Below are 25243 nucleotides of genomic sequence, written 5' to 3'. Positions count from 1 at the left end.
GGACCTCTCTCCCGGTTTTTATCATATGGGGCACATTCCCTTGCCATTCAAGCGCTTGGCGCGCTATTAGTGGTGGCTGAATGTGCCGCAAGCAGGGTCATTACAGGGTTTCGTAACGGGCGACGATGGCGCGAACCACCTCGCTCTCTTCATCCAGCCCGGTGACGCGGGCCAGTGCTTTGGCCGAGCCCAGCTCCGCCAGCAGGGCTTGCAGCTCCACCGCCTGCGGGTCATCGGCGTTGCGATAGTGCAGCGCTGCGGCGATCCCCTCCTGCAACTGCTCGTTGGGCAGGCCGTATTCCAGGGTGCCGAGCAGCGGCTTCACCAGCCGATCCCCCGCCGCCAGCTTGCGCAGTGGCTGACGACCGACCCGATCAATTTCGTCCACCAGATAGGGGTTGGCGAAGCGGGAGAGGATCTTCTCGATGTAGGCGGCGTGCAGGCGCGGGTCGAAGCCGTAGCGTTTCACCAGCACGGCACCGCTCTCCTCCATGGCGCGGCGAACCTTGCTGCGGATCACCGGATCTTCGATCGCTTCGCGCACTGTGCGGTAACCCCGTAGCTTGCCGAGGTAGGCGGTGACGATGTGGCCGGTGTTAAGGGTAAACAGCTTGCGCTCGACGAAGGCCATCAGGTTGTCGGTGGGCTCCATGCCCGCCACCTGGGGCAGCTCACCCTTGAACTGGGTCTGGTCGACGATCCACTCGCTGAAGCTCTCTACCGTCACTTCCAGCGGATCATCGTTGGCGGCCGCGGCGGGCGGCACGATGCGATCCACCGCCGAGTCGACGAAGCCGATGCAGGTTTCGAGCGTGGCATGATACGCGACTGGCAGGTACTTGAGTACCTCCTGCTTGAGGTGGCTGGTGCCGCGCACCATGTTTTCGCAGGCGATGACGTTCAGCGGTGTCAGGTTGCCAGCATCGAAGCGGGCCTGCAGCCCCTTGGCCAGGGTGCTGGCAATCTTGTCCAGAATGTTGGGGCCAACCGCAGTGGTGACCAGATCGGCGGTGATGATGCGGGCGATCACCTCGTGACCGGCGGAGCTGACCGCTGCCACGTTGCGCACCACGTCCAACTTCTGATCCGCTCCCACCACATGGACCTTGTACTCCTGACGGTGATTGAGCTGATCGATAAGCGTGTCGTTGACGTCGGCGAAAGTGACCTGATGGCTGGCATCTGCCAGCAGTTTGCCGATAAAGCCGCGACCGATGTTACCAGCACCAAAATGCAATGTTTTCATGATATTAACCTCTTGAACCAAAGACGATGAAAGATGATTACGCAGCCTGTTCGGCACCCAGCAGATCCAGGAAAGCCTGGGGATCCGTGGTGCTGGCCAGTCGGTCGATGAGACCGGGTTCATCCAGTGCATTGGTCAGGCGGGTTATCACCTGCATGTGTTCGTCGTTGCGGGCGGCAATGCCGATCACCAGTCGCGCTACCTCGTCCGCCGCTTCACCAAAGGCGACTCCGGCCGGGTACTGGCAGATGACGATGCCGGTACGCTTCACGAACTTCTTGGCGGCGATGGTGCCGTGAGGCACGGCGATGGACTCGCCGAGGTAGGTAGAGACCAGCTGCTCGCGCTCCAGCATGGCGTTGACGTAGTCGGGTGCCACGTAGCCGCGCTCTGCCAGCAGTCGGCCTGCGGTCAGGATGGCGGCCTCCTTGTTGTCCGCTTTCAGCCCCAGATGCACGTCATGACGGCTCAGGATAAAGACCTCGGCTGCTTGCGGCTCGTAGCTGTCGTCGTTAGCCGCCACCAGCAGTTGCGGGTTGGCGACGTCATCGTTGGCGGCGCGGGTCAGGCTCTGTACCAGCTCCTGATAGAGGCCGTTGTCGAGGAAGTTGGTGAGCGAGATATGGTGAGCATTCGGCGCATGGCGACGGGCCCGCTCGGTCAGATCCTTGTGGGTGATGACCCAGTCCACCTGATCGTCGAGCTGATCGATGGCGCGGTTGGTAACGCTGATATCGAGCCCGGCGGCCTGCACCCGCTTGCGCAGCATGCCGGCACCCATGGCGCTGGAACCCATCCCTGCATCGCAGGCGACCACGATATTGCGCACTGCCATCAGCTCGCCGCCCGGCTTCTTGGCCGCTGCGGTTTCAGGCTTGCCGCCCTTCATGGCTTTCATCTTGCGGGTGGCTTCACCGAGGGCATCGGCCTCGTCGGCTTCCGGCTGCTGGGCGCGAACGAATACGGCAGCTACCAGGAAGGAGACCAGAGTGGCGCTGATGATGGAGAGGGCGACCCCGATCAGGGAGGCTTTCGGTGTCATCAACAGCACGGCGAAGATGGAGCCTGGTGAGGCAGGGGAGACCAGACCAGCGTTGAACAGGGTCAGGGTAAAGACCCCGGTCATGCCACCGGCGATCACCGCCAGAATGAGGCGCGGGTTCATCAGCACGTACGGGAAGTAGATCTCGTGGATGCCGCCGAAGAAGTGAATGATGGAGGCGCCAGCTGCGGATTGCTTGGCCGCACCACGACCGAACACCATGTAGGCCAGCAGCACACCCATGCCCGGGCCCGGGTTAGCTTCAATCAGGAAGAAGATGGAGCTGCCATGCTCGGTCGCCTGCTGGATCCCCAGCGGCGAGAAGATGCCGTGGTTGATGGCGTTGTTGAGGAACAGGATCTTGGCCGGTTCGACGAAGATAGAGGTGAGCGGCAGCATGTGGTTTTCCACCAGGAAGCCGACGCCACCGGCCAGCAGGCCGGAGAGCACCTTGACGAAGGGGCCAATCACGAAGAAGGCGAGGATGGCCAGCAGCATGCCGATAAGGCCGGCGGAGAAGTTGTTGACCAGCATCTCGAAGCCGCTCTTGACGCGACCGTCCATCGCCTTGTCGAAGCGCTTGATGGTCCAGCCACCGAGCGGGCCGACCATCATGGCGCCCATGAACATCGGGATGTCGGTCCCCACGATGACGCCCATGGTGGTGATGGCGCCGACCACGCCGCCGCGCTCACCGCCCATCAGCTTGCCGCCGGTGTAGCCAATCAGCAGCGGCAGCAGGTAGGTGATCATGGGGCCAACCAGCTTGGCCAAGGTTTCGCTTGGCAGCCAGCCGGTGGGGATAAAGAGTGCAGTAATAAAGCCCCAGGCGATGAAGGCGCCTATGTTGGGCATGACCATATTGGACAGGAAGCGTCCAAAATTCTGTATCTTGACTTTGGTATCCGGTGATAACATGTCGGGACCCCGTTTTAAGCCTGTTTGATTAAAAGTGGTAGTCGGGATGGCCGGTTTTGCCGAACCGCCATCCCGGTCGTCTAAGCAACTTCAATCTACCAGCTTGCGATCATATTAGGCTGAAAACGGGGTGTCTTGTGATCTACCTCTCAGATACCCCGCCATACCCCCTCCCCAACCAGTGATCTGGGTCACGTTCTGATGCTGTAATTCGGCTACTTTTCGATCCTTTCTGTTTTGAGTGACCTATTTTTGTGATGAAAGTCACCAATGCTGGTTTGCTGCACTCGGACGAAAAGGTGATTTTTGTCACAAATTCAGCTTTTGTATTCAAATGGAGCATGTCGCTCAATGACTCATCAGCGGGTAGTGACGATGGATTTATCGAAATAGCCTCTTGGTTATCAATGAATCAATAAGTTTGTAACCCGCTTTCAGCTTTATGGTCGGCGATGAGGGCTCTTTTGCGGCTGGCTGATGGAGATAGGTAGGAAAAAACAGGGTGTGATTGTGCGGCTGACGCTCGGGGATCTTGTTTGCCGCGCAGGGATGAACGCAGATAAAAACAAACCGCCAGCAGGCGGTTTGTCGGTTTTTGCGATATGGCCCCTGTCGGGTGCGGCTGCTTAGTAGAAGCTGGCATCCTCGGGGGAGGGGCGGGTCTTGAAGCGGCGATGGAGCCACATGTACTGCTCCGGCGCCTTGCGCACGGCGGCTTCAATCTCGCGGTTGGCGCGGGCGGCATCGACCATCTCGTCACCGCTGGGGTAGTCGGCGAGCGGTGCCCCGATATGCAGGGTGTAACCCTCGCTGGTGCGGATGTTGTAGCAGGGCAGAGTGACGGTGTTCTTCACCCGCGCCAGGGTGGCGGTGCCGGAGATGGTGGCCGCCTGCTCGACGGCGAAGTAGGGCACGAACACGCTGGCGTGGCTGCCGTAGTCGTGATCCGGCGCGTACCAGAGGGCGTCGCCGTTGCGCAGCGCCTTGATCATCCCCTTCACGTCCATCCGGTCCACCAGATATTTGTTGGAGGCGCAGCGACCGTGGTACTGGGCATACTCCAGCACCGGATTGGTGTTGGGGCGATAGACCCCCACCCCGGGGCGTACCAGACCGAAACAGCGGGCGTTGAGTTCCAGGGTCAGGAAGTGGCAGGAGAGCAGCAGCATGCCATGACCTTTTTCCATGGCGGCGATGACATGCTCTTCCCCTTCCACCTTCATCAGGTTGCGCATCCGCCAGTCTGGCCAGAACCAGGCCATGCCCACCTCGAACACGGCGCAGCCCACGCTCTCGAAGTTTGCTTTCAGCAGCGTCTCCCGCTCATCCCGGGTCAGCTCCGGCAGTGCCAGTTCCAGATTGCGACGGGCAATCTTGACCCGGGACTTCAATATCCTGGCGGCGAGGCGGCCGAGCTGGCGGCCCAGCCACATCTGGCTGCGCCACGGCAGCAAGGTCAGCAGCCAGAGCAGGGAGAGGCCGAACCAGCTGGCCCAGTAACGGGGATGAAACAGGCGGGGCTCGAGGCGAGGAGCGTTGTCATGGGCCATGGATAATCTCTTGTTCGCAAACACAATCGGGGGATTCTAGCCGAAAAGGGGGGGCGGGGGCGAATGGCTGTGTGCTGGTCAGAGGGGTAGCCTGCGTCCGGTTAGCGTGACAGCGGCGGCAACGGCGGTCGGCTTTTTCTCCACCCAATAAAAGAGTGTGATAAAATCGTCCGCTGATTTTTCAGGTTTTGAGAGCCGATACAGATGAAGATCACCCTGCCCGATTTTGAAAAAGCCCGCGTGCTGGTCGTTGGCGATGTCATGTTGGACCGTTACTGGCATGGCCCTACCGGCCGGATCTCCCCCGAGGCGCCGGTACCCGTAGTCAAGGTTGAACACATTGAGGAGCGCCCCGGTGGCGCGGCCAACGTGGCCCTCAACTCCGCCGCTCTTGGCGCCCACGCCGTGCTGCTTGGCCTGACCGGTCAGGATGAAGCGGCCGATGCGCTGGCCGGTCAGATGGCTGGCGTCAAAGTCGCCTGTGATTTCGTTCGTCTGGCCGACTACCCGACCATCACCAAGCTGCGGGTACTGTCCCGCAACCAGCAACTGCTGCGTCTGGATTTTGAAGAGCCCTTCCACTCCGTCGATGCCAGCCTGCTGATGAGCAAGGTCGAGCAGGCATTGCCGAGCTGCGACGTGATGATCCTCTCCGACTATGGCAAAGGCGCCCTCAACGACGTGCCCGGCATGATCAAGCGGGCCCGCGCTGCGGGTATTCCGGTGATGGTCGATCCCAAGGGGACCGATTTCGAGAAGTACCGTGGTGCCACTCTGTTGACCCCCAACATGTCCGAGTTCGAGGCAGTTGTTGGCAAGGTGAAGAGCGAAGAGGATCTGGTCGCCAAGGGGCTGGAGCTGGTCAAGCGCTTCGAGCTGGATGCCCTGCTGGTCACCCGTTCTGAAAACGGCATGACCCTGATCCGCGAAGGTCAGCCCGAGCTGCACCTGCCGGCCCAGGCTCACGAGGTTTACGATGTGACCGGTGCCGGTGATACCGTGATATCTACCCTGGCCACCTCACTGGCGGCTGGCAAGAGCCTGGACGAAGCCTGTGCGCTGGCCAATACCGCAGCCGGTATCGTGGTCGGCAAGCTGGGTACCTCTACCGTCAGTCCGGTCGAGCTGGCCAACGCCCTCTATACCGAGCAAGAGACAGGTTTCGGTGTGATGTCTGAAGCCCAGCTGAAAGTGGCGGTCCGTGCCGCCCGTCTGCGCGGCGAGAAAGTGGTGATGACCAACGGCTGCTTCGACATCCTGCACGCCGGTCACGTCTCCTACCTGGCCAATGCTGGCAAGCTGGGGGATCGCCTGATCGTGGCGGTCAACACCGATGAGTCGGTCCGCCGTCTGAAAGGGCCGGGTCGTCCGGTCAACCCGACCGAGCGCCGCATGACGGTGCTGGCGGCCCTTGGTGCCGTCGCATGGGTGGTGCCCTTCAGTGAAGATACCCCGCAGCGCCTGATCGCCGAGATCCTGCCGGACCTGCTGGTCAAGGGTGGTGATTACAAGCCGGAGGATATCGCCGGTTACGCTGAGGTGACCGCCAATGGCGGTGAGGTGCGAGTGCTCAATTTTGAAGATGGCTGCTCCACCTCCGACATCATCAAGACTATCCGCGAGCGCGGCTAACGCTCAGCTGGCCCAGCAATCTGGCGGGGCCAACTACGGCCGGAGCAAGCCGACAGAAATCCGGATAACAAAAAGGCGACCTTGCGGTCGCCTTTTTCATTCCCGATAACGGCTATCAGGCTTTGGTTTTTGCCGTGGCAGGCATCAGACCCTGGTTCACTTCTACCAGATCCTGCGCTTCCAGCACACCGGCAGCCTGTTTCAGGCTGAGGATGTTGAGGATGTAGTTGTAACGGGCGGCAGAGAGTTTCTGCTTGGCATCGTACAGCTTGCGGGTGGAGTCCAGCACATCGACGATGGTGCGGGTGCCCACTTCGTAACCGGCTTCGGTCGCTTTCAGGGCGCTATCGGCGGAGACCACGGACTGGCTGTAGGCGCGTACCGAGCCGATGCTGGCGTTCACGTTGTTGTAGGAGGAGCGCACCGTACTCTGTACCGAGCGGAAGTTTTTCTCCAGCAGTTCGCTGGCGGCCACATAGTTGAATTGGGCCTGCTTCACTTTGGACGTAGTGGCACCACCGCTGTAGATCGGCAGCTTGAAGGTCAGGCCAATGTTGCCTTGCGAGTTTTCACTGCTCATGCCCGGAGTGTCGTTCTTGTAATCGGTGTTGCTGCTCTGCAGACCGGCACCCAGATCCAGAGTCGGCTCATGACCTGTCTTGGCCAGATCGATCTGCTCTTTGGCGATGTCCTTGGTGATGCGGGCGTTATGCAGTTGCAGGTTCTTGTCCAGCGCCAACTCCAGCCACTTGTCGGAGCCAAAGGTGGTTTTTTGCGGCGTGAAACGATCGGTGTTCAGCACATCCAGATTGCGGTGATCGATACCGGTCAGCTCGCGCAGGGTTTCGTAGCTGTTGGCCAGCTCATTCTCTGCATTGATCTCGTCGGCCAGCGCCTGGTCACGGGAGGCTTCAGCTTCATGAACGTCGGTGATGGCGGTCAGGCCCACTTCAAAACGCTGCTGGGTCTGTTCCAGCTGACGCTCTACGGCTACTTTGTTGGCCTGCACGAACTCCAGGGTATCCATCGCCTTGAGCACGTTGAAATAGGCCTGGGCGCTGCGCAGCATCAGGTTCTGGATTTCGAGGTTATAGCTCACGTCAGATTGGGTCGCGCTCTTCTCGGTCAGATCCAGATTGATCCAGTTGCTACGGCGATAGATGGATTGATCCAGTGAGAGGTTGCCGCTGGCGGTAGTACCAGTCTGGGTATCACCCTTGTTTTGCAGGTAGTTCAGGCCAGCACCCAGATTGATTTGTGGCAACAATGAGGCGCGAGATTCGTTGATCTTCTCGAATGCCTGGTCACGCACAGCTTTGGATTGCAGCAACTGCGGGTCTTTGAGCTGGGCTTGTTGATAGATGTCGAGCAGGTTTTCGGCATGGGCACCGGCACTGACGCCCAGCAACACCATGACGGACAAAAGTGTTCTTTTCATAGATCGATTTAACCTTGTGTAGTAATCCAAACGGGTTGCTGGAGAGGGTAAATATTGTCACCGACCAAGCTTAATTGCAGCTTAATCACTCTACTATAAGCAAATTTTAATGCGAAGAGTCTCGGGTCCGGTAACGGGAACGTCAAGAACTGGAAGCAGTTTTCTCCCCACGCGCCTAGCCAAATGGTCTGTGGCTGCTAAAATCCACCCCTCATTACCATGGCATACCGAGTGAATGAACGTTCATTCATGTTTCTCGGATTTTATGGTCAAACTGATACAAGTCAAGCTGACGGGAGTCCCGGATGTCGCAGCAACCCTTGCCACAAGATCGTCACTACGCCACCAATGATGTAAAAATCATCGAAAAATCAGCTGGATATAACGGCTTCTTCAAGGTGAACGTCTATCGGCTACAGCACAGGTTATTTGCCGGTGGCTGGAATGAGCCCATTGTGCGCGAGCTGTTCGAGCGCGGCCATGCTGCGGCGCTGCTGCCTTATGATCCGGTGCGCGATCAGATAGTGCTGGTGGAGCAGTTCCGGATCGGCGCTATGGAGACCTGCCCGACCCCCTGGCTGCTGGAGCTGGTAGCCGGCATTATCGACGAAGGTGAAACTGCCGAGGCGGTGGTGCGGCGGGAAGCGGTGGAAGAGGCGGGGATCGAGGTCGCCCGCTGCGAGCACGCCATCAGCTATCTGGTGAGCCCTGGCGGCAGCACCGAGCGGATCGAGGTCTATGTGGGCGAGGTGGATGCCAGCAAGGCTGAGGGGCTGCACGGTCTGGCGGACGAGGGGGAAGATATCCGGGTGCATGTTGTGAGTCGCGAGCAGGCCTATGCCTGGCTCAAAGAGGGGCGCATCGACAACGCCGCCTCGGTCATTGCCCTGCAGTGGCTGGCCCTTAACCATGGCGAGCTACGAGCCCGCTGGCTGGCAGATCGCTAAGATGGCGCTGACCCTGCAACAGCGCAAGCGTCATGTGCCAGATTTGATGGCCTTGCAACGTACTTGCGAGGTTAATTATATGGCCTTGATGAAGTTGCTACCCCCGGAAGGGGTGGTGGGCGCGGTGCGCCGCTATCGGGTCGGTAACGATTTGCAATTTGAGCTCACCATCAGTGGTGACAGCCGTTTCACCAGTCAGGTGATCCTGAGCCAGCACAATCCCGAATTGCCCGAATACCTGCAGGCTCAAATCGAGATTCGTTTGTATCATGACGTGCGGATGGCGGAAGTGTGTGCAGCGCAACAGATTTCCCGCTTGCAACCAAGTTATGATTATCCCAATAAAAAGATGCACCAGCGGGATGAAAAGGAGCAGGTAAATCTGTTTCTGGCCGAATGGCTAAAATTTTGTCTCAGACATGGTACCAGCCCGATCAATATCTCCAGTTGAACAAATAACAAGAAGCGTGATTTTGGAAACAGATCTCCCCCAGGCGCAGGACGGTAGTCTGCGCCTGTTGCAAATTACCGATACCCACCTCTTTGCCAGTCAAGAGGGACGGCTATTGGCTGTGCGCACCGCAGAGAGTCTGGCCGCCGTGCTGGAACAGGTGCAAGCCAACCCGCATCCTTATGACGTGATCCTGGCTACCGGCGATCTGTCGCAGGATCACAGTCCGGAATCCTATCAGCGTTTTGCTTCCATGATGGCGCCCCTTAGCCGCCCTATCTACTGGTTGCCCGGCAACCACGACGACAGCCCGCTGATGACCGAATACCTCCATGCCGCCGGGATCAGCGAAGCCAAGCAGCTGGTGGGGGATCACTGGCAGGTGATCCTGCTCGATACCCAGGTGCGCGGCAAACCCCACGGCGTGCTCGGTGATCACCAGCTGGCGGCCCTCGACCGCGCACTGCGCCAATATCCCGATCGCCATGCCCTTATCACCCTGCACCATCAGGCGGTGCCGGTGGGCTGCGCCTGGCTGGATCAGCACAATCTCAAGAATGCCGATGACCTGTTTGCCGTGCTGGCCCGTCACCCGCAGCAAAAAACCATCCTGTTCGGCCACGTCCATCAGGAGTTTGACGAGGTGCACCACGGGGTGCGGCTGATTGCCAGTCCCTCCACCTGCATCCAGTTCAAGCCCCTCTGCGATGGCTTTGCGCTGGACGAGTCGGGCCCGGGTTGGCGCTATCTCACCCTCTATCCGGATGGGCGGGTGGCCAGCGAGGTGTGGCGTCTGCCGGTGGGGCAGTTTGTGCCCGACCCCAACGCCACCGGTTATTGAGGAGGATTGCATGAAGTCGGTTCTCCTTTATCTGCATGGGTTCAACTCCTCTCCGGGCTCCGCCAAGGCGCAGCAGATGGCGGCTTGGGTGGCAGCCAACCGGCCTGACATCGAGGTGATCATCCCGGCCCAGCCCAATACCCCTGCGGCGGCCTGGGCGGCTATCGAGCAGACCCTCGCTGATCTTGCCGCCCGTTATGGTCGCGGGTTCAAGCTCGGTGCCGTGGGCAGCTCCCTCGGCGGCTTTATGGCAACCCGGATCAGCGAGCAATACGGTTGCCGCGCCGCGCTGATCAATCCGGCTGTACGCCCTCATGAGTTGCTGTGCGACTATATTGGCCCCCAGACCAACCCCTATACCAACGAGCAGTACCAGCTGCTGCCAGCGCACATCGATGAGCTGCGTGGGTTGGCGGTGCCGGTAACGGCCCCCGAGCGGCTCTGGATCCTGCAACAGCAGGACGATGAAGTGCTCGACTATCGCAAGGCGCTGGAAGAGTATCGCTTCGCTCGCCTGTCGCTGGAGTGCGGTGGCAACCACGCCTTTGTGGCGTTTGAGCGCTATCCCGCCCAGATCATCCGCTTTCTGGGGTTGTAGCAATGCGGGGCAGCCTCGTGCTGTCCCTCTCCAGATCAAGCTTTCGGCGCGGGGAGTTTGTTCTGCTCCCGCCTAGCAGTTAAGATTCCCTCCAAACGTCAATTCGCAAGGCCCTCCATGTCTACTCAATACAATGCGGATGCCATTGAGGTCCTCAATGGCCTTGAACCGGTGCGCCGTCGCCCCGGCATGTATACCGACACCACCCGGCCCAATCACCTCGGTCAGGAGGTCATCGATAACAGCGTCGACGAGGCGCTGGCGGGTCATGCTCGTACCCTGGAGGTGACCCTGTTTGAAGACCAGTCCCTCGAGGTGATCGATGACGGCCGCGGCATGCCGGTCGATATCCACCCGGAGGAAGGGGTGTGCGGTGTGGAGCTGATCCTCTGCAAGCTGCACGCGGGCGGCAAATTCTCCAACAAGAACTATCAGTTTTCCGGCGGTCTGCACGGGGTGGGCATCTCTGTGGTGAACGCCCTTTCCGATCGGGTCGAGGTGACGGTGCGTCGCGACGGTCAGGTCTATGACATCGCCTTCGAGCGTGGCGACAAGGTGCAGGAGCTGACCATTACCGGCACCTGTGGCCGCCGCAACACCGGCACCCGGGTGCGCTTCTGGCCGCAGGCGAGCTACTTCGACTCGCCCCGCTTTTCGGTCACCAAGCTGGAGCACCTGCTCAAGGCCAAGGCGGTACTCTGCCCCGGCCTCACCATCAAGTTCCTCGACAAGAACACCGGCATCAAGCTGGAGTGGTGCTACGAGGATGGCCTCAAGGATTATCTGGTCGATGCGGTCAAGCAGTTCACCTGCCTGCCGGAGCAGCCCTTTATCGGCGCCTTCAGCACCGAACAGTCCGCCGTGGACTGGGCACTCTGCTGGCTGCCGGAAGGGGGCGAATGCCTCGCCGAATCCTATGTCAACCTGATCCCCACTGCCCAGGGCGGTACTCACGTCAACGGTCTGCGTCAGGGGCTGCTCGACGCCATGCGCGAGTTCTGCGAGTTCCGCAACCTGTTGCCGCGCGGGGTCAAGCTGACCCCGGAAGATATCTGGGATCGCTGCGCCTACATCCTCTCCGTCAAGATGCAGGATCCGCAGTTTGCCGGTCAGACCAAGGAGCGGCTCTCGTCACGCCAGAGTTCTGCTTTTGTCTCCGGCGTGGTGAAGGATGCCTTCAGCCTTTACTTGAACAGCAACACCGAGCTGGCGGAGCAGATCGCCGAGATCTGCATCAGCAGTGCCCAGCGCCGACTGCGCGCCGCCAAGACGGTGGTGCGCAAGAAGATTACCCAAGGCCCGGCGCTGCCCGGCAAGCTGACTGACTGCAACTGTGCCGACCCCATGCAGGGCGAACTGTTCCTGGTGGAGGGTGACTCCGCGGGCGGCAGTGCCAAGCAGGCGCGGGATCGCGAGTTTCAGGCCATCATGCCCCTGCGCGGCAAGATCCTGAATACCTGGGAAGTGGAGGCCGGTCAGGTGCTCGCCTCGCAGGAAGTGCACGATATTTCGGTGGCCATCGGGCTCGATCCCGACTCCGAAGATCTCAGCGGCTTGCGCTACGGCAAGGTGTGCATCCTCGCGGATGCGGACTCGGACGGTCTGCACATCGCCACCCTGCTCTGCGCCCTGTTTGTGAGGCACTTCCGCACCCTGGTCAACAAGGGCCACGTCTATGTCGCCATGCCGCCGCTCTACCGGATCGATATCGGTAAAGAGGTCTACTACGCCCTCGACGAGGACGAGAAGAACGGTGTGCTGCAGCGGGTCGAGGCAGAGAAGAAGAAAGGCAAGGTGATGGTGACCCGATTCAAGGGTCTGGGTGAGATGAACCCGAAACAGCTGCGGGAAACCACCATGGATCCCAATACCCGCCGTCTGGTGCAGCTCACCATGGATGAGCAAGGGGAAGAGACCCTGCAACTGATGGACATGCTGCTAGCCAAAAAACGCTCCGGCGATCGCCGTGAGTGGCTGGAAGAGAAGGGCAACCTTGCCATCATCTAGCGCAGGTGGTGACCCGATGGCCGCAACCACGGCTATCTGCTCCCCGTTCAGGGGAGCTGTGGCTGGCAGGTTATCCGCCCTTTATCCGCAGCACGCCGTTCTGCCCCCTTCTCCCCTTGCGGGAGAAGGGCTGGGGATGAGGGGGAGAGGTGACACCATAGTCCCTGCTTTCAAACAGTCGGCCACCTGCCGACCTGCATTTCAGGCGCGTCCTGTGAGGGCGCACCATAGCAAGAGAAAAACATATGAGTGATGCTATCGAGCTCAGTCTGGACGGGGTAGAGCGCCAGCCAATGCGCACCTTTACCGAACAGGCTTACTTGAACTACTCCATGTACGTCATCATGGATCGGGCCTTGCCGCATATTGGCGATGGCCTCAAACCGGTGCAGCGGCGCATCATCTACGCCATGAGCGAGTTGGGGCTGTCGGCCCTCTCCAAGCACAAGAAGTCCGCCCGTACCGTGGGTGACGTGCTGGGTAAGTACCACCCCCACGGTGACAGCGCCTGTTATGAAGCCATGGTGCTGATGGCTCAGCCCTTCTCCTACCGCTACCCGCTGGTGGACGGTCAGGGTAACTGGGGTGCGCCGGACGATCCCAAATCCTTCGCCGCCATGCGTTATACCGAGGCGCGGCTGTCGCGCTTCTCCGAGCTGCTGCTCTCGGAATTGGGCCAAGGCACTGTGGAGTGGACGCCGAACTTTGACGGCACCATGAAAGAGCCGGTAGTGCTGCCTGCCCGCCTGCCCCATATCCTGCTCAACGGTATTACCGGTATCGCGGTGGGGATGGCGACCGACATCCCGCCCCACAACGCGCGGGAAGTGGCCTACGCCTGTGCCGAGCTGCTCGACAACCCCGATGCGGGGTTGGACGTGCTGATGTCGCACATCAAGGGGCCGGACTACCCGACCAATGCCGAGATCATCACCCCGCAGGGCGATATTCGTAAAATCTACGAGACCGGTAAGGGCTCCATCAAGCAGCGGGCGGTCTGGAGCGAGGAGGATGGCGACATCGTCATCACCGCGCTGCCCCATCAGGCCTCCGGCGCCAAGATCATGGAGCAGATCGCCGCCCAGATGGTGGCGAAAAAGCTGCCAATGGTCAGTGATCTGCGCGATGAATCGGACCATGAGAACCCGACCCGTCTGGTGATCATCCCCCGCTCCAACCGGGTGGATGTGGAGGGGCTGATGGCCCACCTGTTCGCCACCACGGATCTGGAGAAGAACTACCGGGTCAACCTCAACATCCTCGGCCTCGACAACCGGCCGCAGGTGAAGACCCTCAAGATGATCCTCTCCGAGTGGATCATCTTCCGCCGTGAGACAGTACGTCGTCGCTTGCAGTATCGCCTCGACAAGGTGCTGGCTCGCCTGCACATCCTCGAAGGCTTGCTGGTGGCCTATCTCAATATCGACGAGGTGATCGAGATCATCCGCACCGAGGATGAGCCGGGCAAGGTGATGGTGGAGCGCTTCAATATCAGCGAGACCCAGGCCGAAGCGATCCTCGAGATCAAACTGCGCCATCTGGCCAAGCTCGAAGAGTTCAAGCTGCGCGCCGAGCAGGATGAACTGGCGATTGAACGGGACAAGCTGCAACTGATCCTGGGCTCCGAGCGCCGCCTCAATACCCTGCTCAAGAAAGAGCTGCTGGCGGATGCCGAGAAGTACGGCGACGATCGCCGCACCCCCCTGGTGGAGCGCGCCAGCGCGGTAGCCCTGACTGAAAAAGAGCTGACCCCGAGCGAGCCTGTCACCGTCATCCTCTCCGATAAAGGTTGGGTGCGCGCCGCCAAGGGCCATGATGTGGATGTGGCGGGCCTCTCCTACAAGGCGGGGGATAATTATCTGGCCCACGCCTGTGGTCGCAGCAACCAGCAGGCGGTGTTCCTCTCCACTTTGGGTCGAACCTACGCCCTCGAATCCCACACCTTGCCATCTGCCCGCAGTCAGGGCGAACCGCTCACCGGCCGCTTTGCGCTGGGGGCGGGGGAAGAGGTGCGCCATCTGGTGATGGGCAATGAGGGTGAGCCGTATCTGATCGCGAGCGATGCCGGTTACGGCTTTGTCTGCACCTATGACGATCTCATCGGCAAGAACAAGAACGGCAAGGCACTGCTCACCGTGCCGGAAGGGGGTCAGGTGATGGCACCCCAGAAGATTGGCTCGCCAGAGACCGATCTCTGCATGGCCATCTCCAACGAAGGGCGCATGCTGCTGTTCCCGCTCAACACCCTGCCGGTACTCGGCAAGGGCAAGGGGAACAAGCTCATCAGCATTCCGTCGGCTCGCGTGAAAGCGCGGGAAGAGTTTATGGTGATGGCCGCCATTATCCCGCAGGGGCAATATGTCACCCTGTTTGCCGGCAAGCGTAAGCTGACCCTCAAGCCCTCGGATCTCGACTACTACCGCGGCGAGCGCGGCCGCCGAGGCGCCAAGCTGCCCCGTGGTTTGCAGCGCGTCGATCGCATCGAGATAGAACCCGCAGCCGGTGCCGAGCCGGTGGCCGGGGAAAATCAGGAAGGGTAATTAATAATAATGAAGGGCGCGAAATCGCCCTTCTTCTAAAAGGGGCTGTAGATAACACCTATTCTTTATCTTAACTGCACAGCAACTGCGTCTATATCTAACAGTGTTAACTTCCCACCCCCCATAAATAATGACTGGAATCTCTCTCCTAATGCTGTTAATTCCATCTTAGATGGAACAATATCAGACCATCCTAGTAGAGCTGAGTATCCATTACCATCATTAGTTCTGCAGCCAACGAGCCCTAGCTTATCTAGTTCAAAAACTTCTTGAAGTAAAATAGCCTTGGTGGCTAGCATATTGTTGTTATAGGTTCGATAATCGTTATCTCTAAGGTTTTGGAAGTCAATATGGTATGGTTTCATGAAAGCGAGACAGACAATACAAAGTTGACGATATGTGATTGTGTCAAAAAGTCTTAAATAATAATTGGCTTCATCTACACTGACACCCGACGAATAAGCTACGTTTGCATAAAAATTTCCTAGAAACTCTAATTTTTTCTCTTCGTACTCGTCTCGAGCTTTTTTTAGTGTTCCTTCAAGGATCTCTTCTGATTGGCTACGGGCGCTATTGTTTGAGCTGAAAAATTCATCTGCCCTTGGTTTTAATCCTGCTTGATTATTTTTATTTATCTTATCAAAAGCGATTGCTGCGGTTGCTCCAACTCTTATTTTTTCCCTATCAGACATAACACGATCTGCAATATCCCCTAATAATTTTGCACCTGCTTTAGCTAAAACAACACCAAGTGACCCTGCTCCTGCAGCACCTATTGGGCCTGCAGCAAAAAATCCAATAGCGCCGCCTACTGCAGCACCTGCTATTTCTGAGCCTGTAGATATTAGTTGTTTGGTTTTTTCAACATCATTATTCTCATTGGACATATTTACACCAGTTTTCAACTTTCGAATTTAAAGGGGTATCGTGTAATTTTAATATTTTTGTTTGTTTGAATATGTGACGGGTTAAACATTATTTGCATATCAGGGCCGTAGGTTTGATTAGCGAAGCGTAATCAGACTTTCGCGAGAGCCGGTTGCCGCAATATGGCTGGTAATTACTTCTTTTGCTCCCGCTAATCCCCAGCCCTTCTCCCCTTGTTTATGGCAAAGAGTGGGAGAAGGGGGCGCAGATCGCAGCAATTTTGGAATGGCGAGACAGCTACGGTTGCAGGTTGGCAGGCACTTGTGCCCTCTCCCCTTGGGAGAGGGCTAGGGTGAGGGGAGGTAACCGTAGGGTGCAATGAACAAGGTGAATTGCACCGTAATTGACCCCGTGAGGTTGCCGGTGCAATGCGCTTCGCTTATTGCACCCTACGTCCTTTCTCTTTTGCTTGCTCGCGACCGGATAACCGGTGCGGCCGATTACGCTTCGCTAATCGACCCTACTGGCCTCGGTGTTATTTGACGCGCTGCTGCTTGTTGATGGCTTCCGCTGTGATGGCTTGCTCCCCCTCATCCCCGACCCTTCTCCCCTTGTTTATGGCAAAGAGTAGGAGAAGGGGGCGCTGGAATTACTGCCGGTGATGGCATGACCACCACGGCCCGAGGTTGGCAGATACTTGTCCCCTCTCCCCTTGGGAGAGGGCTAGGGTGAGAGGAGGTAACCGTAGGGTGCAATGAACAAGGTGAATTGCACCGTAATTGACCCCGCGAGGCTGCCGGTGCAATGCGCTTCGCTTATTGCACCCTACGTCCTTTCTCTTTTGCCTGCTCGCGACCGGATAACCGGTGCGGCCGATTACGCTTCGCTAATCGACCCTACTTGCCTCTGTGTTATTTAACGCTCTGCTGCTTGTCGATGGCATCATGGCAATAATGGGAGCATGATTTCGCCTGCATGGCGCTATCGCTAACTAACAAGGAAGGGGTTCGATGGTAAATATTGGGATGCATTTTGAGATTCCGGTAACGGATATGCAGCGAGCAATCGCCTTCTACTCTGCCGTTTTTGAAATCGAGTTCGAACGTGCACAGATTGATGGCAATGAAATGGCGCTATTCCCGTTTATTGATGGCGCGAAAGGCTGTTCTGGTGCGTTGGCCAGAGGGGAGAGTTATGTTCCGAGTCTGGATGGCACGCGGATTTATCTGACGGTGAACAATATTGAGCAGGTGATGGCGGATGCGCTGTTGGCAGGCGCCAAGTTGCTTTATCCCGTGACTCTGGTGGGTGAAGCCATCAAGGTGGCCGAGTTTCAGGACTCTGAAGGTAACCGGATTGCCTTGCTGGATAAGGCGATTTGCGCTGATTAGCGAAGCCTGAACAGGCGTTAGACAATCGGTGCGGGCCATCAAATCTGCCAAAAAGCGAGGGCCCCGCCATCTATGATGGCGGGGCCCTTTGCATTATCAGCCGCGTTGCTGATTCAACCGTTCACGCTGGCAGGGGCCAATAAAATGGCTGGCCCGAACCCGATCAGACGGGAATGGCAGTGGCCGCTGGTGGCGGGGTGATCTTGGAGGCGATCAACTGGCGCAGGCGGGGCACCAGCAGTAGCAACACCACGCCGCCAGCCAGCGAGCCCCAGCCGAGCATATTGAATACCGAGCTGTAACCCGGGTTGGTGGCGACCGGGGTGCTGCCGATATTTTGCGGCATGGCGCCGGAGACATACCCCGCCAGCACCGAGGCAACGCCGGTCACCATCATCCAGCAGCCCATCATCAAGCCTTGCAGGCTGGCGGGGGCCAGCTTGCCAATCATGGCGTAGCCGATGGGGGAGATCAGCAGCTCGCCCAGACTCTGCAGCACATAGCTGATGGCGATCCACTTGAAGGCGACCAGCCCGTCGGCGCCCGCCAGATGGATGCCGATCGGCAGCACCAGCATCCCCAGTCCCATGCAGAACAGCGAGGCGGCAAACTGGGAGGGGATGTCGATGTTCCAGCCCTGCTCGCGCAACCGCTTGAACAGCAGCGCCATCAGTGGGCCGCCGATGACGATGACGCTGGTGTTGATGTTCTGGATCCACTGGGGGGCGACCCGCAGCCCGAACACGTTGAGGTTGATGTTGTGCTCGGAGAAGAGCATCAGCCCCATCGGCGCCAGCTGGTAGAGTGACCAGAAGATCAGGGAACCGAGGGCGAGGATCAGATAGGCCACCATGCGGCTGCGCTCGGCGGCGTCCGGGTGGCGGGCGGTCATCACGCAGAGCAGCACCAGCACCACGGCTCCCAGCATCAGCACGAAGCTGCCGCTAAAGCTGGCGTGGGTCAGCAGCAGGCGCAGGGCGGGCACCAGCAGCGCCAGAATGGCGAGGCCGCCGAGCATCCGCAGGTAGAAGCCGCGCCCCTTGATGTGGCGCAGCGGGGTGTTGATATCCGCCAGAATGGGCCAGAAGAACAGGGTGGCGATGATGGCCAGCACGTTGCCGAGGGTGGCGAACAGGAACAGGGTGCGGTAATCCTCGGTGAGCTGGAAGTAGCCCGCCACCGAGAAGCCCATAAAGAAGCCCAGATTCATCCCGGCGTAGTTCCACAAGAAGGCGCTCTCGCGGCGGTGATCGTCCGGGGCGAAGCGCTGGGTCAGCATCATGTTGAGGCAGGTGACGTTGAGGCCGCTGCCGGTGAGGAACATGGCGAGCCCCCAGTAGAGGCCGGTGATCCCCATCTCGGCGATGAGGTAGCAGCCGATCACCTGCAAGACCATCCCCATCACAAACAGGTTGCGGTTGCTGAGGAAGCGTCCGCCGAGGTAGCCGCCAAACAGGTGCAGGCCGTAGTTGAAGGCGCCGAAGATCCCCATCATGGCGTTGGCCTGGGATTCGCTAAAGCCGAGCCGCTTGGTGGCGTAGAGCACCAGAGTGGAGTAGAGCACGGCAAAACCCAGGGTGGCGAAGGTCTGGATAAAGAACAGGGCGCCTGAGCCGGGTGGAACGGCGGCGTGATGAGGGTGTGGTGCTGAAGCGCTCACGGTTTGTCTCCTGTGAGAAGAGAAAATCACAACTCATCCTGAGAGTGTGCCAGTCAGTGACCGGCTAGCCTTTGGCGCTTCCATACTGCTTTAAAGACTGGTTTGTCATTTAGCGTTCAGCGCGATTAAATTGCCAGATCTTAAATTTAATCAGGCGCGATTAATTGCTTTTTATTGATCTATTTCGCCTTTTTATGCGCTTCCTGCTGTCGCTATCCCCTTGTTACCTGCTCGGTAGTTGCGGGTTATATGTGATCTTGTTGGCCATCTGGCGCTATGGTTGGCTCGGTTGCACGATCCATATCCGATTTTTACCCTGTCTAGTCGCCACGGTATGACAGTGAGGGCGTTGGCTATTTATTCACCTTGGTAAGTTGCGTGAATAAATATTGGGGGAGAGGGGCGGTAGCCGTAGGGGCAATAAACAAGGTGAATTGTACCGCCAGCGTTGTCGGTGCAATGCGATAGGGGCAAATGCTACAGGTGCAATGCGCTGCGCTTATTCCACCCTTATTGTTTGCAGGTGCAATGCGCTGCGCTTATTGCACCCTACTTGCTGGTTTGAAGCTGGCAGGTATTTGTCCCCTCTCCCCTTGGGAGAGGGTCAGGGTGAGGGGATGTGTTTGTCGCCGGATATAACAACGCCCGGCGAGCCGGGCGTTGTGCAACGACTGAACGGGCGGCGAAACGCGCCTTAGAAGTCGTGGTAGAGCGGCCAGCCGAGCAGCGGATGGCGCAGACCGGCGCGCATCTCGACGTTGTCGAGCTTCTCCGGCGAGGCGTGCTCTTTTTGCAGCAGCTGGTACTGGCGCACAAAGCCGAGGGTGTGCAGCAGGTTGGCGACAAACCCCTTGCTGAGCTCCTGCCGCAGACCGGCGATCAGCTCGCTTGGCAGTTCCGCCAGCAGCAATGTCAGCTGGGTGGCCAGATAGCCGGTGTCGTACCACTCCTCTTGCAGCACGATTTCCCGCGCCAGTTTGCGCTTGAGATCCTGCTTCACCTTCAGTGGGGCCGCGCCGCTGCCATTGCCGCACAGAATGCGATAGAGCAGCGCTTCGGCCAGCTTGTCTTCCATGGTCGGGTGGTCGTTTTCACAGGCGAAGAAGTGCTGATCAATCAGGCTCATCAGCCGGACCTTGTTATGCTCCACCTGGGCTTTTTCGTACTCCTGCCACCCTTGCCACTCCTCCACATCGGGGGGGCTGGAGATCTTGTCCAGCAGACGGGCATCTACCTCGCCATAGAGGCTGTTGCCGCCGGTGCTGACCGAGATCAGCATCGACCAGCCCTTCTGGAACGGCTTGATGGGCCCTTCCGGTGCCTGCAGCAAGGCGAGCGCTTTGGCGGTGTCGCGCTGGGAGAGCTCCAGCAGGCCGAGGCTCACTACCCCGATCACGTCGTGGGCGGCCTGCTCCAGCAGGTGCATCTTGTACTTGTTGTAGTACTTATCGGCAAACTTCAGGCTCATCAGTCCGGCCTTGCCCTTGATGGCGGCCAGTTGCTGATCGCTCAAGCGTTCGTTTTCGCGGCCAAAGCGCAGTACCTGCGTGAGGAATGGGCCCTGATTGACATCGCGTATAACCAGTTGCATGACGGGGTCCCTTAATCCAGAAAGCTGAACATGTCGTCGACTTCGGCGTACTCGTCCTCGACCTTGTTCTTCTCTTTGGCTTGCATCACCAGCTCGCTGGCGAACTTGCTGATGATCCCTTCCCAGCTGGAGTGCTCATTGCGCAGCAGTGCCTTGATCGCCTTCTCCACCTCAGGGGTCAGCTCGCGGATCAGCATCAACAGGCTGCGCGGATCATCGAGTGAGTAGTCGTGAGCATTTTCACTCTGCTGGCGATTGCTGTAGGAGAGCGCCTCTTCCAGATCTTCCTCTTCGGCGTGCAGCACGTCGTGCGAGCCCTCTTCATCGTCGATGCACTCACCGCGGTAGAACTCGATAAAGGGGATGGAGAGATAGAAAAGACCGGCCGGATCGTCGGCGATGCACTCCAGAATTTCAGTCTGCTTGGCTTCGCTGTCCTGGGTGCGGATCAGGTAGTTGAGAAAGTCGAAGGTGTGCTGTTGCAGCTCGTCGGCGTTGTTCTTGATCGCCTCTTCCCAGTAGAGGGGTTGCTGGCAGACGATGTCGCGGATCCGCTCCGGGGTCATCAGTTCACAGATGATCGACGGGAATGACATGTCATGCTGGCCATTGATTTGGGTCAGGGTGACGATATCAATCTGCTCAATCACTTCTGCCAGCTGGTCGTCAGACATGGTTTGGGCGATCAGTTCGAACCTTTCGCTGGCCTGTTTCGGCTCGATCACGGCCAGCTCTTTGATCTCGATGGCGGTAATTTCTATCAGACTGTTGTTCATGCGTTGCCCCAATTAGAAACGTACTTCGTCGTGCATATCCTGATCGCCGTCGTCGTCACTATCACCGTTATAGTCGGCGTCGGCATCTTCCCCGTCTTCATCTTCGTCGTCACGCAACTCGTAGTCGTCATCGGCACGGTGGCCACCGCGCGGCAGCGGGTTGTCGAGCTGGAACAGCACGGCGCAGGCTTCGATCAGCTGATCTTCGCTTTGGGCGCGAACTGCTTTGACCAGCGGCAGGTCGGCATTGTTGAACGCCACCGATACCTTGAACTCGTCCCATGAGGGTTGTACGCCGCTGGTGAGCCAGGTGACCCACTGCTGCTTTGCCTGGGGCGCAAATTGCACCCGACCATAGAGCGCCAGCGGCAGGTATTCCGGCATGAACTCCAGCATGCTCATGTCGGCCAGCAGCAGGGTCTTCATCTTGCCGGTGAACTGCTCAAGCGCCTTGGGCTGATCTTGATCCCGATAGGATTCAATGTTTTCGCTGGCATCACTCATCAGCGCTTTAATCCGCGCCTGGTCCCATTTTTTTTGCATAGTCACTCTTTTGGCTGGTGCATCAGGGGTAGAACTGGTCCCACATATCCTGCATGGCAGCAGCGGGATCGGTCACGATGACGTTGTTGAAATCTTTGATAAATGCGGCCCGTCGTTGCGGGTCTGACAGCACTTCATAGGCTTGCTTTACCTGGTGCAGCTTGCTTGCTGCCAGTTCTCGTTCTTCTTCGCTCGCCCCTAACAGCTTATCGGGGTGGTACTGGTTCGACAGCCGGCGATAGGCTTTTTTGATGTCGTTTTCGTTGGCATTGGACTTGACGCCCAGTACCCGAAAGTAGTTGTTCATGGCAGATCCTGCATCACTGGCATCATAGGATTCACACTGCGGGTGCCTGAGGGTGGGGATTGGAAACCCGGGCACGGTAAAAACCCGTCATTTTAACGGAAACGCCCCCCTAAAGCGATGAATTGAGTGACGAGTTAAGGGGCTGAGTGAAGAGGGGCAGTTGCAGGGCTATTGTTGCCAGTCGGCCACGACAGTACAAGGGCCATCTAGCGGTAGGCGATGAAAAAATGGGCAGGGGGGAATTGGAAGGTGAAATGGGGCGGCAGCCGCTATGCCGCCGCCGGGGTTACTGCTCCCAGAAGGAGGCGGAGGTGTGGTAGATCATCTTCTTGCTCATCCCGCCATCGACCACCAGATTGGCACCGTTGATAAAGTCGTTGCGGGGATCCGCCAGAAAGAGGCAGGCGCGGGTGATGTCGTCGGGGCGACCGACCCGGCCGCTCGGGTGCTGGCGGTGATCCGCCTCGGTCAGGGTGTGGTAATCCTCCGCCTGGATCCAGCCCGGACTGATGGCATTGACCGTGATGGGGGACTCGGCCAGCGAGTTGGCGAGGGACTGGGTGAGGGCCACCAGCGCCCCTTGGAGGCGCCATAGGCATCCCAACCCGGTTCGTTCTGCTGCCAGCGGGTGGAGGCAATATTGATGATGCGGCCATAGGGCTGCCCGCGGTTGGCCTGCACGAAGGCGCGGGCGCAGAGCATGGCGCCGCGCACATTGACCGTCATCACCTGATCGAACTGGGCTGTGCTCAGATCCTCGAAGCGGGTGTGGAACTTGCTGATGGCGCCGTTGTTGATCAGCAAGTGGATGCCGCCATGCTGCGCGCGCACCTCGGCAAAGAGGCGCGCGATGGCCTGCTCGTCACGCAGATCGAGCGGGTGAAAGTGGATCTCGGGATGGTCGAAAGAGTGCGGGGCCAGATCGGTGGCGATCACCCGATAGCCCGCCTCGGCCAGCCCGATACAGAGTTGGCGGCCAATCCCGCCAGCGGCGCCGGTGACCAGTGCAATTTGCGGTTGGTGGGTCAGCTCGTTCATTGTGCCGCTCCGTTGCGCGCCCGCAGCACCTTGATCAGGGCCGACACCTCCTGCTGGCCAAACCCTTGCGCCACCCCCTCTTCAAACAGATCAGCGGCAAAGCGCGGGAAGCGGCTGTCGATTCCGGCCTCGGTGGCATGACCGGCGAGGCGGCTGATGGCGGCGCTCCAGGTTTTCAGGCTGGCGTAGGGGTGATCGAAATCGCCACTCGCCAGCGTCTTGCCAAGGTGGGCCACATCGCCCCCCAAGATCGGCGACAGCTCGCTGAACTGGGCGCACACCTTGGCTACCGGCAGTCCTTCCGCCTCGCAGATCAGCGCGCCGTGCAGAGCACCGAGCAGACCACCGGCAAAGTAGGCGGCGACGGCACAATCTTGCGCCGCAGCGGCGCCCACCGCCTCGGCCACATGGTCGAGGGTGGGGGCGAGCAGGCGCAGCACCGGCTCTGCTTCGCTAAAGGCGGCGCTGGCCCCTGAGCAGATGATGCTGGCGTCGCTGGTGCCGATCTGATCCGGGAAGCAGAGAATGGCGCCATCAAGATAACGGGCGCCGCGAGCGTGGCTCCAGCTCTCCAGAGCTCTGGCCCCCTGCGGGCTGCCGGTGGAGAGCTGCACCAGCAGCTTGCCCGCCACCGCATCACTCGCTTCGTCCAGCAACTGCTGGCTGACGGCGTAGTTATCGACGCAGATCAGGGAGATGTCTCCCGCGGCAATGGTCTGGCCAACCGAGGGGGCGAGTGTCGCACCCAGCGCCTGCAGCGGGGCGGCCTTGGCGGCGCTGCGATTCCAGACGGTGACCGGATGGCCCGCCTTGAGCAGGGTGGTGGCGAGGGCGGAGCCCATGGCCCCGAGGCCGATGACAGAGAGATGGCGCATGATGGCTCCTGGCTGTGTTGATAGACGTTGATATAGAAAATTGGGATGCCTTGTGGCAGGTGAGCCACTATATTGCCCCCATGTCGCCGTGAAAAATGGCTTTTATGACTGTCTGATATAGGTGAATTCTATGGATGTGCGAACTCTGCGTGCGTTTGTGGCTGTCTTCGAGGAGCGCAACATCACGGCGGCGGCCACTCGCCTCTTCATCACCCAGCCCACCCTTTCCACCACCATCAAGGCGCTGGAGGATGAGCTGGGGGTGAACCTGTTTGTTCGGCAGGCGCGCGGGGTGGAGGGGACCGAAGCGGCGCACCGGCTCTATCCCCGCGCCAAGCGGCTGATCGCCGACACCGACTCCCTCGCCCGCGAGTTTCGTGAAACTTCCCTCTGCCTCGAGGTGACGGTGGGGATTGAGGCAGACCTTGGCGATGGCGTGGTGGGGGCGCTGGTCAACGGGGCACTCGCCCACCAGGAGATCCTGCTGACCCTGGAGGAGGGCTGCTGTGGCGATGTGCGGCTGGGGTGTGAATCCCTGCGCTGTGGCGATGAGCTCTTTATCCCCCTGCTGGAGGAGGAGTTTGTGCTGGTGCTGCCGCCGGATCACCCGCTGGCGGGCAAGGAGGCGCTCACCCCGGCGGCGCTGGCGGACGAGCCCTGGGTCACCTGTCCGCGTCACGACTCCCACCTGCGGCTGATCGCCATCCTCGGAAATCAGGCGCCCCTCTATCCTCGGCGGGCGGGGTCGTTGCGACTGGCGGCAACTATGGTGGCCGCAGGGGCGGGGATTGGCTGGTTGCCCCGTTCACTCTGCCCGCCCGGCTGTGGGGTGGCCGAGCTGGCGGCATCCTCCTTCAAGCGGCGGGTGGGGCTCTGCTACGCCCCCGATGCATTGCGCTCGGCGGCGGTGACCGCTCTGCTGGAGCAGATGCGCGGAATGCAGCCCCCCGCCTGATGTCGGCATAAAAAAGGCTATGTCCCAATT

The 25243-nt window shown here is 59.3% G+C and carries 20 protein-coding genes and 1 pseudogene; 9 read left to right on the top strand and 12 right to left on the bottom strand.

Going from position 1 to position 25243, the window contains the following annotated elements; genetic code table 11:
* Positions 1 to 100: 100 nt before the first annotated feature.
* The 3 genes from BN1135_RS16945 to lpxL form a co-directional block, all read right to left on the bottom strand.
* On the bottom strand, positions 101 to 1246 hold the full coding sequence (locus BN1135_RS16945; protein ID WP_042023063.1) for a mannitol-1-phosphate 5-dehydrogenase: 1146 nt from the start codon (positions 1244 to 1246) through the stop codon (positions 101 to 103).
* 37 nt (positions 1247 to 1283) lie between these two features.
* Positions 1284 to 3206, bottom strand: a complete 1923-nt coding sequence (locus BN1135_RS16940) for a PTS mannitol transporter subunit IICBA (protein WP_042023062.1) — start codon at positions 3204 to 3206, stop codon at positions 1284 to 1286.
* A 626-nt stretch (positions 3207 to 3832) separates the two neighbouring features.
* Positions 3833 to 4756 (bottom strand): LpxL/LpxP family Kdo(2)-lipid IV(A) lauroyl/palmitoleoyl acyltransferase, encoded by a 924-nt coding sequence (gene lpxL, locus BN1135_RS16935; RefSeq protein ID WP_042023061.1) that lies wholly within the window; start codon positions 4754 to 4756, stop codon positions 3833 to 3835.
* A 204-nt stretch (positions 4757 to 4960) separates the two neighbouring features.
* Here lpxL and hldE point away from each other — a divergent pair, with 204 nt between their 5' ends.
* A complete protein-coding gene (gene hldE, locus BN1135_RS16930) occupies positions 4961 to 6388 on the top strand; it encodes a bifunctional D-glycero-beta-D-manno-heptose-7-phosphate kinase/D-glycero-beta-D-manno-heptose 1-phosphate adenylyltransferase HldE (protein ID WP_042023060.1) in 1428 nt (475 codons plus the stop codon).
* A 115-nt stretch (positions 6389 to 6503) separates the two neighbouring features.
* On the opposite strand, the gene tolC is transcribed toward hldE, so the two are convergent.
* Positions 6504 to 7826, bottom strand: a complete 1323-nt coding sequence (gene tolC, locus BN1135_RS16925) for an outer membrane channel protein TolC (RefSeq protein WP_042023059.1) — start codon at positions 7824 to 7826, stop codon at positions 6504 to 6506.
* 305 nt (positions 7827 to 8131) lie between these two features.
* Between tolC and nudF the strand changes: the two genes are divergently transcribed.
* The 6 genes from nudF to parC all read left to right on the top strand — a co-directional run bounded on the left by nudF (position 8132) and on the right by parC (position 15210).
* On the top strand, positions 8132 to 8773 hold the full coding sequence (nudF, locus tag BN1135_RS16920; protein ID WP_042023058.1) for an ADP-ribose diphosphatase: 642 nt from the start codon (positions 8132 to 8134) through the stop codon (positions 8771 to 8773).
* A 1-nt stretch (position 8774) separates the two neighbouring features.
* Positions 8775 to 9224, top strand: a complete 450-nt coding sequence (locus tag BN1135_RS16915) for a DUF1249 domain-containing protein (protein WP_042023057.1) — start codon at positions 8775 to 8777, stop codon at positions 9222 to 9224.
* A gap of 22 nt (positions 9225 to 9246) precedes the next feature.
* Entirely contained in the window at positions 9247 to 10065 is an 819-nt protein-coding gene (gene cpdA, locus BN1135_RS16910) for a 3',5'-cyclic-AMP phosphodiesterase (RefSeq protein ID WP_042023056.1), read from the top strand.
* A gap of 10 nt (positions 10066 to 10075) precedes the next feature.
* The gene (locus BN1135_RS16905) at positions 10076 to 10663 is read left to right on the top strand and encodes a YqiA/YcfP family alpha/beta fold hydrolase (protein WP_042023055.1); all 588 of its coding nucleotides are present in this window, start codon (positions 10076 to 10078) and stop codon (positions 10661 to 10663) included.
* A gap of 117 nt (positions 10664 to 10780) precedes the next feature.
* Positions 10781 to 12670 carry a DNA topoisomerase IV subunit B gene (gene parE, locus BN1135_RS16900; RefSeq protein ID WP_042023054.1) on the top strand — a complete coding sequence of 630 codons (1890 nt, stop codon included), beginning with the start codon at positions 10781 to 10783 and terminating at the stop codon, positions 12668 to 12670.
* Positions 12671 to 12915: 245 nt separating this feature from the next.
* Entirely contained in the window at positions 12916 to 15210 is a 2295-nt protein-coding gene (gene parC, locus BN1135_RS16895) for a DNA topoisomerase IV subunit A (protein ID WP_042023053.1), read from the top strand.
* A gap of 65 nt (positions 15211 to 15275) precedes the next feature.
* Here parC and BN1135_RS16890 read toward each other — a convergent pair whose 3' ends face one another.
* Complete coding sequence (locus BN1135_RS16890; protein WP_042023052.1) at positions 15276 to 16097, bottom strand: hypothetical protein; 822 nt, start codon at positions 16095 to 16097, stop codon at positions 15276 to 15278.
* Positions 16098 to 17087: 990 nt separating this feature from the next.
* Here BN1135_RS16890 and BN1135_RS16885 point away from each other — a divergent pair.
* Positions 17088 to 17468 (top strand): VOC family protein, encoded by a 381-nt coding sequence (locus tag BN1135_RS16885; protein ID WP_042023051.1) that lies wholly within the window; start codon positions 17088 to 17090, stop codon positions 17466 to 17468.
* Positions 17469 to 17631: 163 nt separating this feature from the next.
* Here BN1135_RS16885 and BN1135_RS16880 read toward each other — a convergent pair whose 3' ends face one another.
* The 7 genes and pseudogenes from BN1135_RS16880 to BN1135_RS16850 form a co-directional block, all read right to left on the bottom strand.
* Positions 17632 to 19128 (bottom strand): peptide MFS transporter, encoded by a 1497-nt coding sequence (locus BN1135_RS16880; protein WP_042023050.1) that lies wholly within the window; start codon positions 19126 to 19128, stop codon positions 17632 to 17634.
* 694 nt (positions 19129 to 19822) lie between these two features.
* The gene (gene atcC, locus BN1135_RS16875) at positions 19823 to 20719 is read right to left on the bottom strand and encodes a cold adaptation protein AtcC (RefSeq protein WP_042023049.1); all 897 of its coding nucleotides are present in this window, start codon (positions 20717 to 20719) and stop codon (positions 19823 to 19825) included.
* A gap of 11 nt (positions 20720 to 20730) precedes the next feature.
* A complete protein-coding gene (gene atcB / locus BN1135_RS16870) occupies positions 20731 to 21495 on the bottom strand; it encodes a cold adaptation protein AtcB (protein ID WP_042023153.1) in 765 nt (254 codons plus the stop codon).
* Between the two features lie 12 nt (positions 21496 to 21507).
* Positions 21508 to 22038 (bottom strand): cold adaptation protein AtcA, encoded by a 531-nt coding sequence (atcA, locus tag BN1135_RS16865; RefSeq protein WP_042023048.1) that lies wholly within the window; start codon positions 22036 to 22038, stop codon positions 21508 to 21510.
* Between the two features lie 22 nt (positions 22039 to 22060).
* Positions 22061 to 22345: a cold adaptation protein ActJcold adaptation protein ActJ gene (gene atcJ / locus BN1135_RS16860; RefSeq protein WP_042023047.1), complete on the bottom strand. Its 285-nt coding sequence runs from the start codon at positions 22343 to 22345 to the stop codon at positions 22061 to 22063.
* 286 nt (positions 22346 to 22631) lie between these two features.
* Positions 22632 to 23383, bottom strand: a pseudogene (locus tag BN1135_RS16855) (SDR family NAD(P)-dependent oxidoreductase).
* The gene (locus tag BN1135_RS16850) at positions 23380 to 24258 is read right to left on the bottom strand and encodes an NAD(P)-dependent oxidoreductase (RefSeq protein ID WP_042023046.1); all 879 of its coding nucleotides are present in this window, start codon (positions 24256 to 24258) and stop codon (positions 23380 to 23382) included. The pseudogene BN1135_RS16855 and the gene BN1135_RS16850 overlap by 4 nt, the downstream one beginning before the upstream one ends.
* A 130-nt stretch (positions 24259 to 24388) precedes the next feature.
* Between BN1135_RS16850 and BN1135_RS16845 the strand changes: the two genes are divergently transcribed.
* Positions 24389 to 25213, top strand: coding sequence for a LysR family transcriptional regulator (locus tag BN1135_RS16845; protein ID WP_042023045.1), 825 nt, complete (start codon positions 24389 to 24391; stop codon positions 25211 to 25213).
* Positions 25214 to 25243: the final 30 nt, after the last annotated feature.

The sequence above is a fragment of the Aeromonas sobria genome (assembly GCF_000820145.1).
Classification (GTDB): Bacteria; Pseudomonadota; Gammaproteobacteria; order Enterobacterales; family Aeromonadaceae; genus Aeromonas; species Aeromonas sobria.
Note: the sequence above shows the minus strand (reverse complement) of the source record. Positions and strands in the feature narration are given on the sequence as shown.

Bases quoted from the DNA above. Each gene is read 5' to 3' on its own strand.
- BN1135_RS16945 (WP_042023063.1), bottom strand. From the start codon at position 1,246: ATGAAAACATTGCATTTTGGTGCTGGTAACATCGGTCGCGGCTTTATC.
- BN1135_RS16940 (WP_042023062.1), bottom strand. From the start codon at position 3,206: ATGTTATCACCGGATACCAAAGTCAAGATACAGAATTTTGGACGCTTC.
- lpxL (WP_042023061.1), bottom strand. From the start codon at position 4,756: ATGGCCCATGACAACGCTCCTCGCCTCGAGCCCCGCCTGTTTCATCCC.
- hldE (WP_042023060.1), top strand. From the start codon at position 4,961: ATGAAGATCACCCTGCCCGATTTTGAAAAAGCCCGCGTGCTGGTCGTT.
- tolC (WP_042023059.1), bottom strand. From the start codon at position 7,826: ATGAAAAGAACACTTTTGTCCGTCATGGTGTTGCTGGGCGTCAGTGCC.
- nudF (WP_042023058.1), top strand. From the start codon at position 8,132: ATGTCGCAGCAACCCTTGCCACAAGATCGTCACTACGCCACCAATGAT.
- BN1135_RS16915 (WP_042023057.1), top strand. From the start codon at position 8,775: ATGGCGCTGACCCTGCAACAGCGCAAGCGTCATGTGCCAGATTTGATG.
- BN1135_RS16905 (WP_042023055.1), top strand. From the start codon at position 10,076: ATGAAGTCGGTTCTCCTTTATCTGCATGGGTTCAACTCCTCTCCGGGC.
- parE (WP_042023054.1), top strand. From the start codon at position 10,781: ATGTCTACTCAATACAATGCGGATGCCATTGAGGTCCTCAATGGCCTT.
- parC (WP_042023053.1), top strand. From the start codon at position 12,916: ATGAGTGATGCTATCGAGCTCAGTCTGGACGGGGTAGAGCGCCAGCCA.
- BN1135_RS16890 (WP_042023052.1), bottom strand. From the start codon at position 16,097: ATGTCCAATGAGAATAATGATGTTGAAAAAACCAAACAACTAATATCT.
- BN1135_RS16885 (WP_042023051.1), top strand. From the start codon at position 17,088: ATGGTAAATATTGGGATGCATTTTGAGATTCCGGTAACGGATATGCAG.
- atcC (WP_042023049.1), bottom strand. From the start codon at position 20,719: ATGCAACTGGTTATACGCGATGTCAATCAGGGCCCATTCCTCACGCAG.
- atcB (WP_042023153.1), bottom strand. From the start codon at position 21,495: ATGAACAACAGTCTGATAGAAATTACCGCCATCGAGATCAAAGAGCTG.
- atcA (WP_042023048.1), bottom strand. From the start codon at position 22,038: ATGCAAAAAAAATGGGACCAGGCGCGGATTAAAGCGCTGATGAGTGAT.
- atcJ (WP_042023047.1), bottom strand. From the start codon at position 22,345: ATGAACAACTACTTTCGGGTACTGGGCGTCAAGTCCAATGCCAACGAA.
- BN1135_RS16850 (WP_042023046.1), bottom strand. From the start codon at position 24,258: ATGCGCCATCTCTCTGTCATCGGCCTCGGGGCCATGGGCTCCGCCCTC.
- BN1135_RS16845 (WP_042023045.1), top strand. From the start codon at position 24,389: ATGGATGTGCGAACTCTGCGTGCGTTTGTGGCTGTCTTCGAGGAGCGC.